Raw genomic sequence first — 14,852 nt, forward strand, 5'->3', positions numbered from 1 at the left:
CCGCCCACGGCGCGGGGGCCGTCGTCGCTCTGTCAAGCTGATGCCGTGAACATCGTCGTCCTCCTCAACCCCGCAGCGCGGGGCGACGTGCACCGTGCCACGAGCGAGACGGTGGCACGCCTCCGTGCGGCCGGCCACACCGTGTCGATCCTGCGGGGAGCGGATGCCGCCGAGTCGACGGCGCTCATCCGGGCGTCGGCCGCTCGAAGCGTCGACGCCGTCGTCGTCGTGGGGGGAGACGGGATCGCTCATCTGGCTCTGCAGGAGCTGGCGGGCACCGACGTGCCGCTCGGGATCATCCCGGTGGGCACCGGCAACGACCTCGCGACGCACCTCGGCATCCCCGAGCACGACCGCGCTCGGGCAGCCGACATCGTGGCCGCGGGCCACGTCCGCCGGATCGACCTCGCGGAGACGACCGACCTCGACGGCACCCGCCGCCTGTTCGGCACGGTCCTCGCCAGCGGCTTCGACTCGTACGTCAACGGACGCGCGAACCGCATGCGGTGGCCGCGCGGACCGATGCGCTACAACATCGCCATCTTCATCGAGTTCCTCTTCCTGAAGTCTGCGTCCTACCGCGTCGAGATCGACGATGAGACCCTGGCGGGCGAATTCATGATGGTGACCGTCGCGAACACCCGCACGTACGGGGGCGGCATCCCCATCTCGCCCGACGCCGATGACGCCGATGGCCTTCTGGACATCACGATCGTCCGTGCCGCCGGGCGGCTGAGACTGCTCGGGCTGCTCGTGCGTGTTCTGCGCGGTACACACCTCGGTCGGCCGGAAGTGATCACTCGACGCGCGCTCTCCGTGCGGCTGGACTCCCCGGGGATGACGGCGTACGCCGACGGCGACCCCATCGGTCTGCTCCCCCTCACGGTCCGCGCACGCCCCACCGTGATCGGGATCTTCGCGCCGGCGCGAAGATGATCGACGACGTCGCGCACGCTGATTCATCCGCTCAGGGCGGCGCGAGCCCCCAGGCCTTGCCCATCGCGTCGAGAGACAGTGCCAGGCCCTGATCGAGCGCTTCGCCCGTGTGTCCTGCGCCGGGGATCTTCTCGAACGTGACCGTGAAGCCCGCGTCGCGCGCGGCGCGGGCGTTGCGCTCCTGCCCGGGACCGAACTCTTCGTCATCCGACCCGGCGGTGAAGACCGCCGTGTGCCCGCGGTACGCGCCGGGCGGGGCGGCCGCCATGACGTTCGCGGGCTTGGATGCCTCGAACGCCGCCGTGTCCCCTCCGAAGACGGCGGCCGTCGTCTCGGCGACCGTCTCAGACCCCGGGAACTCGTTGCCCGACACGTCGATGACATTCCCCCAGATGTGGGGATGCTGTGCGGCCCACGTGATGGCGCACGAACCGCCGTTGGAGTATCCGCCGATGGTCCAGGTGGCCGGATCGGGATCGATGTTGAGCTTGGCGAGGGCGAAGGCGGGGATCTGGGTGTTGAAGTAGGTCGAGACCGCACCATAGGCCGCCGAGTCGCGGCACGCGGGGTCGCGTTCCGGGTCGGTCAGCTGATCGGCGACGATGGCGATCGGTGCGAGTCCCTGATGGGCTGCCGCATAATCGTCCAGTGCGATCGCGAGGCTCGTCGGATCGGGGGAGCCCGGCTGACCCATCATGAAGACGAGGAGCGGAAGCTTCGGCGGGTTTTCGACCAGGGCCGCCGGCGGGAGGTAGATCGCGGGCTCCCTCGCGGCGTAGCCGGGAGACGGTATCGCGTTCGCCCCGCTCAGCGCGCCGAGCATGCCCTGCTGCGGCATGCCCGCCGGCGGCTTCCACGACGAGAAGAGCGTCTGATCGGCGTCGTCGGTCGTCAGAGCGGGCAGGGTGACCGCCGGCGCGGACTGCACGCCCAGGATCGCCGACAGATTGTGGTCGATCCCGTAGACGAAGTTCACGCCCACCACGGTGGTGCACAGCGCCAGTGCGGCGGCGGCGAGCGCGACGAGTCGGCGCCACCACGGGCGGGTCAGCACGCCCGCGACGCTCAGTCCGACGGCGGCGAATCCCACCGACACCCACGCGCCCGCGGCCGGCAGCACGTTGTCGCCGATGGCCTGGGTCACGTCCACGACAGCGAGGGTTGCGAAGGCGAGCACCGCGCCGGCTCCCGCGCCGAAGACGAAGCGCCAGGGATGGCGCGGCCGCGGGAGGACGACGATCAGGAGCAGCAGCGCCGTGGCTGCGGCAGTGAGTGCCAGCACCGGGCTGTCGAGCAGCTCGAGCGACAGCAGCCAGCCGGTCATCGCGAGGCGCCGAGCAGTGTGCGGGCCAGAGCGACGTATTGCCGCGAGGAGGCCGTCGGCAGGTACGCCTGTGCCAGCGCCGAGCCCACGGAGGGGAGCGTCAGGGGGTCGGCGTACGCGAGATGCAGGGAGCGGTACGACGGCGAGAACTTGCTCTTGAACCGGAACAGCGACGCGAAACCGTAGGCGGGTTCGAGCACACGCGCCATCCAGCCCAGGAAGACCGTCACGGCCGTGGGCGAAGCATCCGTCGTCTCTGCGTCCGTCGCCGGCTTCGTCGCGAGCGGCGCGCCGGAGAGGCTGAGCATCGACACGCCGTCGTTCTGCATGAGCTGCGCCGCTTTCGCGAGAAGGAACTCCATCATGCCGTTCGGCGAATCGTCCCGCCGCCGCATGAAGTCGAGTGTCCACCCGTCGACGGCACCCGCGCTCCAGGAGGGGAGCCAGCTCGTCACCGCCTGCACCCGATCATGCGGGTCGATCGCGACGAGGAGGCGCACGTCGTCGTCACGCAGTTCGTCGAGCGAGCCGAGGGTGAAACCCATCTCGGGCAGCGACTTCTCGGCGACCCACTGCTCGCTGATCTCGACGATCTGGCTCGAGATCGTCACGGGAAGGTCGTGCCAGGTCGTCCATTCGGCGCGGACGCCTTCGCGCTCAGCACGATTGAGGGCATACCGCACCTTGCTCCACTTCTTCGCCGACGTGTCCAGGGAGCGGAGGTCGAGGAGGGTCTCCTCCCCCACCGACATATGGCTCCACCCCATCTCGTCGAAGGCGGGCAGGAAGTCGTCGTGGATCGAGTAGAAGACGGGCGTCCACCCCTGATGGACGCAGAACTCCGCGAACGACCGGATGGTCTGCGCCGACTGCTCAGGGGCGCACACGGGATCACCCACGGCGATCGCCACGCCGCGGTGCACTCGGTAGGCGACAGCGGATTGGAGATCATCGCTGAACCAGTGCAGCGTGCCCGGCCACGTGCCGAGGAACCCCAGCGAGCCGCCGTAGCCGCGGCGGAGCAGTGCGCGGAAGAGCCTCTCGTCCATCACAGCCTCGGGAAGCCTGGTCGCACGGTACAGCCGGAACATCGCGATCGCGACCACCGCCCAGAAAGCCACCCCCACCCACTGGTATGTGAGCAGCGCCGCGCCGGTGCGCGGGTACGGAGGCTGCCCGAGCGACTGCAGAAAGACAGGAGGGATGAAGCGTCGCACCGTCTCGACGAGGAGATCGACGACACGCGGTGGGGTGTCGAACGCGCGTCGCGAGAACGACTCGACGACCAGGAATGTACCGGCGCACACCGCGAACGCCACACCGACCGTGGCTGCGAAGCGCGCGACCGCCTGTCGGGGTGCGCGTGCGCGGAACCGTGCCGACGTCGACCAGAGCACGATGGTGACGGCGAGCGGGAGCAGCAGCGACGAGCTGACCCAGAGGGCGTACTCGGGCCAGGTGCCGCTGGAGTCGGCGTCGAAGACGACGGTTCCCGCCCACAGCGATCCGACCGCCAGCAGGATGAGGGCGACGTTGGTGGCGACGGCGAGGATGAATGCCGAGCGCCGCCCACGACGAAGTCCCCACGCGGCGATGACCAGCAGGGCGACGGGCACGAGCGCCATCACCGCCGGGCCTGCACCGCGCGTCACGAGCAGCGCGAACTGGTGATCGCACAACGGCAGGTAGCGCTCGGTGCACCGCTCCACGAGTTCGTCGTTGAACTGACCGAATGACGCGACGGCCAGCGACAGCGGTCCGCGCCCTCCGCCGGCGATCAGCGCCGCCACCGGTCCGAGACCCGTCACCGCCACGATCGCCGCCACGAGCGACCGCGTCTCCCGGGTGGAGCTGCGGTGCATGACCGGCAGCGGGGATCGACTCTCGCCCGTCCGCCGGAACAGGACGACCCCCACGGCGAGCCCGACCAGCGCGGCGATGAGGCGATACCACGAGTCGGCATCGCCGGCATAGAGAGCGAACATCGCGAGCGCGGCGAATCCGGTGACGCGCGTACGCCGTCGCCAGAGCGCCGAGGCGAAGGGGCTGGCGGCCATGATGACCGCGACCGTGGCGATCGTCGGATCGAGGACCGGCATCTCGGACCCCTCGACGGGGCGGAGGTCGGTGATCTGCCAGAGTGCCGCCTGCAGGGCGCTCGAGACCAGAATCGCCGTCGCACCGACCGAAAGACCGATCCAGATGGTGCGAGCGGGCCCGAGCAGCTTCTCGGCGAAGCCGAGGAAGACCACGATCAGCAGAGCGGACGCGATCAGGTCGGTCGGGGAGTCAGACACCAGGAGGGCGGTCAGCGGTGCCCACCATCGGCCCTGCTCGTTGATCGTCGTCGGCCCGGCTGCGAGGGCCTGCGGAAAGCCCCCTGCCACGGCCCACGCGGTCGCCGTGGCCAGGACGGTGAGGATCGTGAAGCCGATGGTCACGGGGCGCCGACGCAGGTCGGCGAGTGCGACCGCGGCGAGCGCCCGTGCCGTCACCCCGGACAGGCCACCACGTCCGCCGGACTCCTTCGCAGCCATTCTCACCTCGAGCGTCACCGAGCCCGGGCAGTCGGCGACCCGAGCAGACAGAGCCTAGGACATGTGTCGATGAGGATGCCGAGAGAGCCCTTCCGGCGCCCGCGTCAGTGGCTGGTCTGGACCGCCCGCAGGCGCGCCATCACCTGATCGCGAAGCTCCTCGGGGGCGGTCTCTTTGCACGCGCGAGCCACCACATCCGTGAGCGTCCGCGCCACGAGTGCCTCGTCCGAGCACGCCGGACAATTCTCGAGGTGGTCGGTGATGTCCTTGTGCGAGGTCTTGCAGACCTCGTGCCGGAGGTACTCTTCCAGGTCACGCCGTGCCTGGTCGCAGCCGCAGTCGCTCATTTCGTACTCCTCGTGGCGGCACTTTCGATGCCGCGCTCCTTTGCGTAGTCGGCGAGCAGTTCACGAAGCATCCGTCTGCCGCGATGCAGACGACTCATGACCGTGCCGATGGGGGTCTTCATGATGTCGGCGATCTCCTGATAGGCGAACCCCTCGACGTCGGCGAAGTACACCGCCAGTCGGAAATCCTCGGGGATGGACTGCAGGGCGTCCTTGACGACGGATGCCGGCATGCGGTCGATGGCCTCCGCCTCGGCGGACCGACTGCTGCTGGCCGTCGTGGATTCCGCACCACCCAGCTGCCAGTCCTCGAGCTCGTCGATCGTGCCCTGATAGGGCTCGCGCTGCTTCTTGCGGTAGGTGTTGATGTACGTGTTCGTGAGGATCCGGTAGAGCCACGCCTTGAGATTCGTCCCCTGAGTGAACGTCTTCCACGACGCGAACGCCTTCACGAACGTCTCTTGAACGAGGTCGGCCGCGTCCGCGGGATTACGGGTCATCCGCATGGCCGCGGCGTACAGCTGGTCCATGAAGGGAAGCGCCTGCACCTCGAACTGGGTGCGGGCGTCTTCGGCGGTCTCTGCCTGGTCGCTCATCACGCGCAAGTCTACGTCCGGCGTCGCCGACGACCGGGAGGGGCGTTCGAGTACGGCGATCATCCTGCTCCTCCCGTCGGGCTTGTTCCGCGACCTGTTCACTAGGCTAGAAACCGATGACTGCGGAAACCTATTCCCACGAGAGCGCGCCGTACCCGCCCGCGCGCGGACGGTGGCAGGCACCGGTCGCCGCCGGCGCACTGCGCGCCGTGGTCACCGTGCCCGGTTCCAAGTCGCTGACCAATCGCGAACTCGTCCTCGCCGCACTCGCCGACGGCCCTGGGCGGCTTTCCTCGCCGCTGCACTCCGACGACTCGGCACGCATGATCGAGGCCCTCCGCGCTCTCGGCGTCGGCATCGAAGAGGTCCCCGGTGACGGATCGTTCGGCGCCGACCTCGTCGTCACCCCCGTCTGGCCCCTGCGGGGCGGGACCGAGATCGACTGCGGTCAGGCCGGCACGGTGATGCGCTTCGTCGCGGGGCTCGCCGGCTTCGCCACAGGCGACGTGGCGATGACCGCCCACGAAAGCGCCCTGCACCGTCCGATGGGCGCGATGATCAAAGCCCTCCGCGACGTCGGCGTGGATGTGGACGACGGCGGACACTGGGGACTGCCGTTCACCGTGCGAGGTCGTGGACACACCCGCGGGGGTGAGATCACGATCGACGCCAGCGCGTCGAGCCAGTTCGTGTCGGGACTTCTGCTCGCCGCGGCGCGCTACGACGTGGGACTGCGACTCATCCACGCCGGCGAGCGCCTGCCCTCTCAGCCGCACATCGACATGACCATCGACAGCCTCGGCCACCGCGGAGTTCACGTCGAGCACCCCGCCCCGGGCGAGTGGGTGGTGCCGTCGGGTCCGATCCGCGCGAAGGACATCGCCATCGAACCCGATCTGTCCAACGCTGCGCCGTTCCTGGCGGCGGCGATGATCGTCGGAGGTTCGGTGTCGGTCACAGGGTGGCCCGCGCACTCGACGCAGCCCGGCGCCATGCTCGGCGACATCCTCTCGCTCATGGGGGCGCGCGTGACGCGGCGCGGTGGCGCCCTGACCGTCACGGCGGGCCACGAGATCGCCGGCGTCGATCTGGATCTGTCCGCGGCCGGCGAGCTGACCCCGACGATCTTCGCGCTGGCCGCCTTCGCCAACGCGCCGACAACGCTGTACGGCATCGGACACATCCGAGGACACGAGACCGACCGCATCGCCGCGCTCATCGGCGAACTGCGGCGTCTCGGCGGCGAGGCGCACGAGCTCGAGGACGGGATCCGCATCGTCCCGCGACCCCTGCAGGGCGGGCTGTGGCACGCCCACCACGACCACCGGATGGCGACCACCGGGGCATTGATCGGTCTGGCTGTTCCGGGCGTCGAGATCGACGACATCGGCACCACCGCCAAGACGATGCCGGAGTTCCCCGAGATGTGGGAGCGGATGCTGCGCACTCCGCCGTCGGATCGGAACGACTTCGCGTGAGGACTCCTCGACCCCGCCGGCAGTCCCACTCATGAGCTGGCTCCCTCCGGACGACGACGACGACGACGAGTTCGACGAGAACGACATCCGCTCGAGGCCCAACCCGAAGGCCAACCGGCCGCGGACGAAGCGCCGCCCTGCCCACGCGGACGCGCAGACCGCGCGTGTGCTGGGCGTGGACCGCGGCCGCTACACGGTCCTCCTGGACGAGGACACCCCCGAGGAGCATCGGGCGCTCGCCAGCCGCGCCCGCGAACTGCGCAAGGTCGCGATTGTCACCGGAGACCGCGCGCGCGTCGTCGGTGATGCGACCGGCGACGAGGGCACCCTCGCCCGCATCATCGGCATCGAAGAGCGCACCTCCCTCCTGCGCCGGAGCGCCGATGACACCGACCAGGTCGAGCGCGTCATCGTGGCGAATGCCGACCAGATGCTCATCGTGGTCGCCGCCGCAGACCCCGAGCCCCGCGCACGACTGGTCGACCGCTACATCGTGGCCGCGCTCGACGCGGGTGTGCGCCCCCTGCTGGTGGTGACCAAGACCGACCTGGCCGATCCCTCCGCATTCCTGCGCCACTTCGAGGGTCTCGACCTCACGGTGTTCACCAGTGCCCAGCTCGACATGCCGCTGGCCGAGATCGGGCGCTCGCTGGTGGGGCACTCGACGGTCTTCGTCGGTCACTCCGGGGTCGGCAAGTCGACGCTCGTGAACGCGCTCGTGCCGAGCGCAGACCGGGCGACCGGGCACGTGAACGAAGTGACCGGTCGCGGACGTCACACATCCTCTTCGACGGTGTCCCTGCGCTACGTGGGTGAAGACGGCACGGGCTGGGTGATCGACACCCCCGGTGTGCGCTCCTTCGGCCTCGGACACGTGGATCCCGCCAGCATCCTGCGGGGCTACACCGACCTCGCCGCCATCGCCCAGGAGTGCCCTCGCGGCTGCACGCACCTGCCCGATGCGCCGGACTGCGCCTTGAACGAGGCTCTCGCCGAGGGGCTGCTCGGTCCTCGCGGGGAAGAACGCCTCAACTCGCTCCAGCGTCTGCTGGCGACCTTCGCCGGCCGGTGAACCGCGCACTCGTCCCTGTGAACGCCGCCCCATAGGCTGGAGCGATGACCCCTCAGCTGCAGACCGGGGCGACCGCGCCCGACTTCATCCTCGACGATCAGGACGGCCGGCCCGTCCACCTGCGCGATCTCCGCGGCACGCGCGTGATCCTGTACTTCTACCCGGCGGCGATGACGCCCGGCTGCACGACGCAGGCCTGCGACTTCCGGGACAGCCTCTCGTCGCTGCAGGCTCTCGGCTACACCGTGATCGGAGTCTCGCGGGACAGCCCCGAGAAACTCCGGGAATTCCGCGAGCGCGATGCCCTTTCCTTCCCCCTCTTGAGCGATCCCGACCATGCGGCGCACGATGCCTACGCGGCGTGGGGCGAGAAGACGAATTACGGCAAGGTCAGCGAGGGCGTTCTACGTTCCACGTTCGTCATCGACGAGGCGGGCACTCTCACGCACGCGCTCTACAACGTCAAGGCCACCGGCCACGTCGCACGGCTGCGCGCCCTGCTCGAGGCCGACCAGGCGCCCGTCACGTCTTCCTGAGGTCGGCGGCCGCGCGTCGGGCGGCCATCACCAGCAGCACGAACCCGACCACCGCGGGGACGGCGAGCCCGAGGCCGATCAGCGGATGCGCATACGCGCCGGTGGCGGCGCCCAGAGCCACCGCCGCGATCAGCACCTGGGTCACGATGCCGCCGGAGCGCCCCCATGACTGCCCGCGAGCGATCGCCACGGCGAAAGCGATGACCGCGATCGCCCCGACGGCGGTCAGCACGACAAGGGCGATCGCGCTGGAGAGGGATTCGGTGTCGCCGTCAGCGAGGGCAGACACCTGCCAGATCAGCAGCGCGACGATGCCGATGCCCTCCGCCCCCACGACGAGCGCAGCCAGTCGATAGACGGATTTCGTCGACATGATCCACGATCCCCTCGGCGCGACCCACTCTGATTTGTCGAGATCCTCCACCTCACGGGGCGGATGCTCAGCATTTCCCGCACATTGACGTGAACGGACTCTTGATTCCCTTTTGCCGCTGTGGAAACATTGTCAGAAGCCATGTGCTCCCACAGCGAAGTGGGGCGAGCAACTGCTCGCACATCCCACAGAGTACCGGATCCGAAACGGCCGCCGGACTCTCAACGACTTCGTAACAAGGAGCACCACCATGGATTGGCGCGACAAATCCGCCTGCCTGACCGTCGACCCCGAGCTGTTCTTCCCCGTGGGGAACACCGGTCCCGCCGTCGATCAGATCGAGAAGGCCAAATCCGTCTGCTCTCGGTGCACCGTCACCGAGGTCTGCCTGCAGTACGCCCTGGAGACCGGTCAGGACTCGGGCGTGTGGGGCGGCCTCTCCGAGGACGAGCGTCGCGCCCTCAAGCGTCGCGCCGCCCGCGCCCGCCGCGCTTCCTGATCCACCGCTGACGAGAGCGACGGATGCCTCGGCATCCGTCGCTCTCGTCATGAGACGGTCAGGGCGTCATGAGGTGGTCGGGGCGATGTAGCGCAGAGGGATGTCGATCGTGACCTCGGTGCCGCTGCCCATGATCGTGTGCCAGTCGATCGTGCCGCCGAGCTCCCCCTGGATGAGAGTGCGGACGATCTGCGTCCCGAGGCCGCGGCCGACCTGACCTTCCGGCAGACCCACGCCGTTGTCGCGCACGCGCACCGCGAGGCGCTCGTCGCTGCGCTCCGCGATGATCTCGACGTCGCCTTCCTTGCCGGCCAAACCATGCTCGACGGCGTTGGTGACGAGCTCGGTGAGGGCGAGCGCCAGCGGTGTCGCGTATTCACTGGGCAGAGTGCCGAACCGGCCGGTGGTGCGGGTGTGCGCCTGCGTCGTGGGCGCCGCGGCCACTTCTGCCGCGAGCTTGAGCACGCGCGCGAACACGTCATCGAAGTCGACGTTCTGCGCGAGGCCCTCCGAGAGCGTGTCGTGCACGACCGCGATCGCCGAGACCCGCCGCATGGCCTGGGTCAGCGCCTCGCGCGCCTCCTCGGAGTGCGAGCGACGGGATTGGATGCGCAGGAGCGATGCGACGGTCTGCAGGTTGTTCTTGACGCGGTGGTGGATCTCGCGGATCGTCGCATCCTTCGTGATCAGCTCCTGCTCCTGATGCCGGATCTCGGTCACGTCGCGGCACAGAACGATCGCGCCGATGCGGTTGCCGTGGTCACGCAGCGGGATCGTCCGCAACGACACCGCGACCCCGCGCGCCTCGATGTCGGCGCGCCACGGTGCGCGCCCACTCACCACGAGTGGGAGGGACTCGTCGAACTGACGTTTCTCGGGGATGATGCTCGTCGTCACCTCGACGAGGGACTCGCCCTCGAGCTCGTCCTCGAAACCCATGCGATTGAACGCCGACAGGGCGTTCGGACTCGCGAAGGTCGTCACCCCGTCGACGTCGATGCGGATCAGTCCGTCCGACGCCCGGGGAGCGCCGCGTCGGGGCGAGGTCGGCGCAGACAGGTCGGGGAAGTCCGCGGACGCCACCATGCCGAACAGGTCGTCGGCGCAATCGTTGAACGTGATCTGTTGCCGAGAGGGGGTGCGGGTCTCGCCGAGGTTGGTGTGCCGGGTGAGCACTCCGATGGCGACAGCCGGGTGATCGGCGCGGCCACGCTCGCGGATGATGGGCACAGCACGGACACGCGTCGGCGTCTCCTCGAACCAGTCCGGCGAGGCCGAGTCGACGATACGTCCTTCGTCGAAGGCCTGGCGCACCTGGGTGCGCCACTGCGGGCGCACGCGGTCGCCCACGATGTCGCGGTAGAACAGCGTCGCGGCACCGCTCGGGCGCGTGTGCGCCACGGCGACGAACGTGTCGTCGGACGTCGGCACCCAGATGACGATGTCTGCGAAAGCGAGGTCGGCGAGGAGCTGACCGTCACCGGCGAGCCGGTGGAGCCATTCCACATCTGCTTCGCTGGAGCGCCCCTGGGCGTAGACGAGATCGCTGAGTGTCGACACGGTCCCAGCCTAGAGTCCGGTCCGCGCTGCGCCGCTCACGGCGCCGGTCGGTGCCTGGGGGCGCGTCATGCGTCGACGGCGACGGCACGCGTCCGGCGGCGGCGCGGTGCACGGCCGACCGACGGGACAGGTCCCGAGACCGGCGGCGAGATGACGGCACCGACGAACCTCCGCAGCGCGAGCGTGAAGGGTGATCGCGGCGCCACCTCCGCGATCGGACGCGCCGCGAGGAGCGCGGCATCCGCGGACCGGGGGTCCATCGGGAGGAACCAGACGTCGTCGATGCCTCCGAAGCGATCCAGCGCTCGCCGAACCTGGCCGCGCGCGTCGATCCCGAGAGCTCCGGGCCGCAGGCGATTTGCCACCACCGCCACGGGCGTGGTGCCGATCGCGGCACGCAGCTCGGTGTAGCCGCGGAGGAATCGCGCGACCCCGATGGGGTCGGCCGCGACGACCGCCACGACGAGATCGGCGCTGCGGAGTGCGGCGAGCGTCGCTGCGTTGCGGCGTGGGCCGTCGAGGTCGCTCACGATCTCCTCATCGCGCTCGAGTGCGGCGCCGACGTCGACGACGGTGTGGTCGGCCCACGTCCTGCAGGCGGCGAGAGCCGCGGTGACACGCGCATCCGAGAGCTCTGGCCACCGCGAGGGGCGGTTGATCCCCGTGAGGACGTCGACGCCGCTGCCGTCCCAAGGCACGCTGATGCGCGTGAGTTCGCGGGCGTCGAGTCCTCCGATCTCGGCGTGACGGCACGCAGCCGCGAACCCGGGTCCTTCGTCGGCGATCCCCAGTGCGATCGCAATCGACGGGGCGTGTGTGTCGGCATCCACGAGCGCGACGTGTCGCCCCCCGCGAGCGAGTTCGAGAGCGAGCTCGATCGCGATCGTGGAACGGCCCGGCGCCCCGGCCGGCCCCCACACGGCCACCACCCGGGATGGAGAAGCCGCGACCGAGGGCGCGACACGGCTCGGCCGGGTGCGCGCGGGGGCGGCGCGGAGGGAGTCGGCGAGAATCCAGGCCTCGACACCGAGTTCATGCCCTTCGCCGACCCCGTAGGCGGCGGCAAGTCGCGCGTCGGCCGGTGTCGCGCAGAGGGGCACGATCCTCGCCCCCTCCCGGTCCGTCAGCGCCACGGCCGACTCGGTCAGCGAATCGCGCCCGACCTGCAGGACGACGATCTCGACCTCTGTGAGATCGCGCAGCAGTTCCGCGCGCGAGAGGTCGCGGGCGTCGTCCGGTCGTTCGTAGAGCGCGCGCGCCTCCCCGGCCCGGGCCAGCGCGGATGCCGCCACGACGGCGACCACGTCGATCCCCTCGTCTCGGAGTCCGTCGGCGAGGACCGCGCCGCGCGACCCGTCCACCGCGACGATCACCCTCACTTCGAGCCACCCGTCGTCGGGACCACCGACAGTGCCGACTCGTCGGACATCGCCTCGAGGACGGCGGCGACATCGGCGCGCGCGATCACGACCTCCAGTGCGGCCGAGCCTCCACCGATCATCGAATCGTCGCGCGACACCGAGATGACGGTGGCATCGACCACCAGGATGCGCGGGGTGTCGTACGTGCCGCTCTCGATCAGCGGCGCCGACCACACCTCGACGACGGTGCCGGCGTCGACCGAGGCGGGGACGTCGACGGAGCTCCGCAGCACGATCGTCGTGACGGTGGCCGCGGAAGGGTCCCCGACGGCGCTCTGCGGCACGAGCTCACCGGAAGGGATCGTCCGCGTGGCGACGAGAGAGCCTTCGAGTGCATCCGGTGCGAGGTAGACATCGCCCATCTGCCCCAGCGCGACGTCGACCACCTGCAGATCATCGCTTGTGAGGGCTTGACCGGGCACGATGGTTCGAGCAGCGGCGAAGACCGAGACGGTCGCCCGCGACGAGGACACGACGAACCACACTCCGGCGATGGATGCTGCGACCAGCACGATCCCGAGAAGGAAGCGCGCGTCGCTCCAGAAGGCGCGGCGCCGGGGACGCGCGATGTCCTGTACCGTCATGCCCCCATCGTCACTCAGATCGCAGAACCGCCCCCGACGTTATCCACAGGAGGCGTGGCCTGCGCCCGACACCGAGAACCGCCGCGATAATGAAGCCATGCCCGATTCCTCCGCGTCCGGCGCGCGCCTGCTCGCCCCCGCCCAGGTGGCCGAGCTGCTGCGTCTGTCCGTCGACGAAGTCGTGGCTCTCATCCTCGAGGGGCAGCTGCGCGGTGCCAGGGTAGGCTCCCCCGCGACCTGGCGGGTCGACGAGTCCAGCGTGGCGGAGTACCTCGACGCGCAGGCCGAGGAGGCCCGTCGGATCGCGCTGTGGCATCAGTCCAACGCTGCGAGCTTTCCCGAGCTCTGGGGCACCGGCATCGTCCGCAACCCCGATTGACAGCGCCCACGCCCCCGGAGCCGGCCGGTCAGTACGCGGATGCCGCGGTTTCCAGCCGAACCCATGCGACCGCGCCCAGGGGGATGACGCGGTGGCCGGACACGATGTCGCTTCGCCGTGGCGCACCCGCGTCATGCAGCGCGATGTCGAGGTGATCGGCGCCGGCTCGATCGATCGTGCCGGTGAGCAGCCGGTTGTTCGCGAGCTGCACGGACACGCAGACGCGCCGGCGAACCAGATCGCGCAGCACGAATCCGAAGGTCATCCGATCGGCCAGCGCCGAGGGCGCCGCCGCGGGCGCCGGGCGGGCGGAGCGAAGCACATCCGCGTGCGCCATCGCGATCGCACACACGGCACCGAGCGGCACGATGAGACTGCGCCCGCGCCCGGCATTCTGGAGAGCGACCCAGTCGACGCCGAGGCCGCTCACCTCCGCCGAAATGGTGGAGCCGTCGACGAATTCGAAAGTCGGCGCCGTTCCGTTCGATCCGTCTCGGCCGATCAGCGCGTGCAGCCGCTCACGAAGCGTCACTCGAGACAGACGCAGCCGTTCGGCCTCGGTGTCGAGCGCCGCGCGCTCCGCCTCCCACTCCGAGGCCAACTGGTCTTCGAGGTCTTCGAAGAATCGATCCCACTGCACCCTGCGACCTTAGAGGCGATAGCACACGAGAACCTTCAGTTATCCACAACACGCTGACGCGCTTCCTGTGAGTTCGCCGAGTGCCCTACTGTCTGAGGACGATCCTCCATCGAAGTGGGAACCATGGTGCGTCAGTCCGCCGGAACGAACCGTGCACATGCCTCCCTGCCGGCCGCGGATCTGACCGAGTTCTTCGCTCCGCAGCGCACCTCCTCCCACGCCCTCCCCGACCCCGAGCCGCTCCTGCGCAACCTCACCCGAGGGGTCCTCGAGGTACTGGCCGGCGTGCGCGAAGTGGATCAGCTCGCACGGTGGATGACGGAGGATGCCTACCGATCGCTCGTGACCCGCGCCAATCTTGCCGTCCGCGCCCGCAGCGCGCGCGGAATCCCGGCGACCCGGCCGGTGCACAGCATCCTGTCCGTTCACACGTCCTCACCGGTGGACGGCGCCGTCGAGGCAGTCCTCATCGTGGGCGGACCCGCGCGCACCCGCGCCGTCGCCATTCGCCTCGAAGGAATGGACCGCCGCTGGCGCGCGACATCACTCGCCCTGCTCTGATTCTCGAGG

Annotated in this window: 16 protein-coding genes; 7 read left to right on the forward strand and 9 right to left on the reverse strand. The window is 69.6% G+C overall.

The features are described from left to right. Window positions 1-45: 45 nt before the first annotated feature. Entirely contained in the window at window positions 46-936 is an 891-nt protein-coding gene (locus tag ACFM35_RS08490; protein WP_378840874.1) for a diacylglycerol kinase, read from the forward strand. A gap of 31 nt (window positions 937-967) precedes the next feature. On the opposite strand, the gene ACFM35_RS08495 is transcribed toward ACFM35_RS08490, so the two are convergent. From ACFM35_RS08495 to ACFM35_RS08510, 4 genes are all read right to left on the reverse strand, one after another. Next, complete coding sequence (locus ACFM35_RS08495) at window positions 968-2,260, reverse strand: alpha/beta hydrolase (protein ID WP_378840877.1); 1,293 nt, start codon at window positions 2,258-2,260, stop codon at window positions 968-970. Continuing rightward, entirely contained in the window at window positions 2,257-4,797 is a 2,541-nt protein-coding gene (locus tag ACFM35_RS08500; RefSeq protein ID WP_378840879.1) for a bifunctional lysylphosphatidylglycerol flippase/synthetase MprF, read from the reverse strand. The genes ACFM35_RS08495 and ACFM35_RS08500 overlap by 4 nt, the downstream gene beginning before the upstream one ends. A 104-nt stretch (window positions 4,798-4,901) precedes the next feature. Next, window positions 4,902-5,144 (reverse strand): zf-HC2 domain-containing protein, encoded by a 243-nt coding sequence (locus ACFM35_RS08505; protein WP_378840881.1) that lies wholly within the window; start codon window positions 5,142-5,144, stop codon window positions 4,902-4,904. After that, a complete protein-coding gene (locus ACFM35_RS08510; protein WP_378840884.1) occupies window positions 5,141-5,803 on the reverse strand; it encodes a sigma-70 family RNA polymerase sigma factor in 663 nt (220 codons plus the stop codon). The genes ACFM35_RS08505 and ACFM35_RS08510 overlap by 4 nt, the downstream gene beginning before the upstream one ends. Window positions 5,804-5,856: 53 nt before the next feature. On the opposite strand from ACFM35_RS08510, the gene aroA reads away from it, so the two are divergent. From aroA to bcp, 3 genes are read left to right on the forward strand one after another with little or no spacing between them, the layout of a single operon-like run. Then, window positions 5,857-7,218, forward strand: a complete 1,362-nt coding sequence (gene aroA / locus ACFM35_RS08515; RefSeq protein ID WP_378840887.1) for a 3-phosphoshikimate 1-carboxyvinyltransferase — start codon at window positions 5,857-5,859, stop codon at window positions 7,216-7,218. Window positions 7,219-7,249: 31 nt separating this feature from the next. Then, window positions 7,250-8,290 (forward strand): ribosome small subunit-dependent GTPase A, encoded by a 1,041-nt coding sequence (gene rsgA, locus ACFM35_RS08520; protein WP_378840890.1) that lies wholly within the window; start codon window positions 7,250-7,252, stop codon window positions 8,288-8,290. A gap of 44 nt (window positions 8,291-8,334) precedes the next feature. After that, complete coding sequence (gene bcp, locus ACFM35_RS08525) at window positions 8,335-8,826, forward strand: thioredoxin-dependent thiol peroxidase (RefSeq protein ID WP_378840892.1); 492 nt, start codon at window positions 8,335-8,337, stop codon at window positions 8,824-8,826. Here the strand turns inward: bcp and ACFM35_RS08530 are convergent. Then, window positions 8,813-9,199, reverse strand: a complete 387-nt coding sequence (locus tag ACFM35_RS08530) for a histidine kinase (protein WP_378840895.1) — start codon at window positions 9,197-9,199, stop codon at window positions 8,813-8,815. The genes bcp and ACFM35_RS08530 overlap by 14 nt on opposite strands. Before the next feature lie 250 nt (window positions 9,200-9,449). Here ACFM35_RS08530 and ACFM35_RS08535 point away from each other — a divergent pair, with 250 nt between their 5' ends. Beyond that, window positions 9,450-9,698: a WhiB family transcriptional regulator gene (locus ACFM35_RS08535; RefSeq protein ID WP_378840897.1), complete on the forward strand. Its 249-nt coding sequence runs from the start codon at window positions 9,450-9,452 to the stop codon at window positions 9,696-9,698. A gap of 66 nt (window positions 9,699-9,764) precedes the next feature. On the opposite strand, the gene ACFM35_RS08540 is transcribed toward ACFM35_RS08535, so the two are convergent. The 3 genes from ACFM35_RS08540 to ACFM35_RS08550 form a co-directional block, all read right to left on the reverse strand. Continuing rightward, entirely contained in the window at window positions 9,765-11,258 is a 1,494-nt protein-coding gene (locus tag ACFM35_RS08540) for a sensor histidine kinase (protein WP_378840900.1), read from the reverse strand. A gap of 65 nt (window positions 11,259-11,323) precedes the next feature. Then, window positions 11,324-12,637 carry a CpaE/TadZ family protein gene (locus ACFM35_RS08545; RefSeq protein ID WP_378840902.1) on the reverse strand — a complete coding sequence of 438 codons (1,314 nt, stop codon included), beginning with the start codon at window positions 12,635-12,637 and terminating at the stop codon, window positions 11,324-11,326. Then, complete coding sequence (locus ACFM35_RS08550) at window positions 12,634-13,263, reverse strand: SAF domain-containing protein (RefSeq protein ID WP_378840905.1); 630 nt, start codon at window positions 13,261-13,263, stop codon at window positions 12,634-12,636. Before ACFM35_RS08550 ends, ACFM35_RS08545 begins: the two co-directional genes overlap by 4 nt. Window positions 13,264-13,360: 97 nt before the next feature. Here ACFM35_RS08550 and ACFM35_RS08555 point away from each other — a divergent pair, with 97 nt between their 5' ends. Next, window positions 13,361-13,642, forward strand: coding sequence for a helix-turn-helix domain-containing protein (locus ACFM35_RS08555; RefSeq protein ID WP_378840907.1), 282 nt, complete (start codon window positions 13,361-13,363; stop codon window positions 13,640-13,642). A gap of 28 nt (window positions 13,643-13,670) precedes the next feature. Here the strand turns inward: ACFM35_RS08555 and ACFM35_RS08560 are convergent, their stop codons facing one another. Further along, on the reverse strand, window positions 13,671-14,282 hold the full coding sequence (locus ACFM35_RS08560) for a hypothetical protein (RefSeq protein WP_378840910.1): 612 nt from the start codon (window positions 14,280-14,282) through the stop codon (window positions 13,671-13,673). A 123-nt stretch (window positions 14,283-14,405) separates the two neighbouring features. On the opposite strand from ACFM35_RS08560, the gene ACFM35_RS08565 reads away from it, so the two are divergent. Next, complete coding sequence (locus tag ACFM35_RS08565) at window positions 14,406-14,843, forward strand: Rv3235 family protein (protein ID WP_378840912.1); 438 nt, start codon at window positions 14,406-14,408, stop codon at window positions 14,841-14,843. Window positions 14,844-14,852 lie beyond the last annotated feature (9 nt).

The organism is Microbacterium songi, assembly GCF_042747925.1.
Lineage (GTDB): Bacteria > Actinomycetota > Actinomycetes > Actinomycetales > Microbacteriaceae > Microbacterium.

Bases quoted from the DNA above. Each gene is read 5' to 3' on its own strand.
- rsgA (WP_378840890.1), top strand. From the start codon at position 7,250: ATGAGCTGGCTCCCTCCGGACGACGACGACGACGACGAGTTCGACGAG.
- ACFM35_RS08495 (WP_378840877.1), bottom strand. From the start codon at position 2,260: ATGACCGGCTGGCTGCTGTCGCTCGAGCTGCTCGACAGCCCGGTGCTG.
- ACFM35_RS08500 (WP_378840879.1), bottom strand. From the start codon at position 4,797: ATGGCTGCGAAGGAGTCCGGCGGACGTGGTGGCCTGTCCGGGGTGACG.
- aroA (WP_378840887.1), top strand. From the start codon at position 5,857: ATGACTGCGGAAACCTATTCCCACGAGAGCGCGCCGTACCCGCCCGCG.
- ACFM35_RS08510 (WP_378840884.1), bottom strand. From the start codon at position 5,803: ATGATCGCCGTACTCGAACGCCCCTCCCGGTCGTCGGCGACGCCGGAC.
- ACFM35_RS08535 (WP_378840897.1), top strand. From the start codon at position 9,450: ATGGATTGGCGCGACAAATCCGCCTGCCTGACCGTCGACCCCGAGCTG.
- ACFM35_RS08555 (WP_378840907.1), top strand. From the start codon at position 13,361: ATGCCCGATTCCTCCGCGTCCGGCGCGCGCCTGCTCGCCCCCGCCCAG.
- bcp (WP_378840892.1), top strand. From the start codon at position 8,335: ATGACCCCTCAGCTGCAGACCGGGGCGACCGCGCCCGACTTCATCCTC.
- ACFM35_RS08505 (WP_378840881.1), bottom strand. From the start codon at position 5,144: ATGAGCGACTGCGGCTGCGACCAGGCACGGCGTGACCTGGAAGAGTAC.
- ACFM35_RS08530 (WP_378840895.1), bottom strand. From the start codon at position 9,199: ATGTCGACGAAATCCGTCTATCGACTGGCTGCGCTCGTCGTGGGGGCG.
- ACFM35_RS08550 (WP_378840905.1), bottom strand. From the start codon at position 13,263: ATGACGGTACAGGACATCGCGCGTCCCCGGCGCCGCGCCTTCTGGAGC.
- ACFM35_RS08565 (WP_378840912.1), top strand. From the start codon at position 14,406: ATGGTGCGTCAGTCCGCCGGAACGAACCGTGCACATGCCTCCCTGCCG.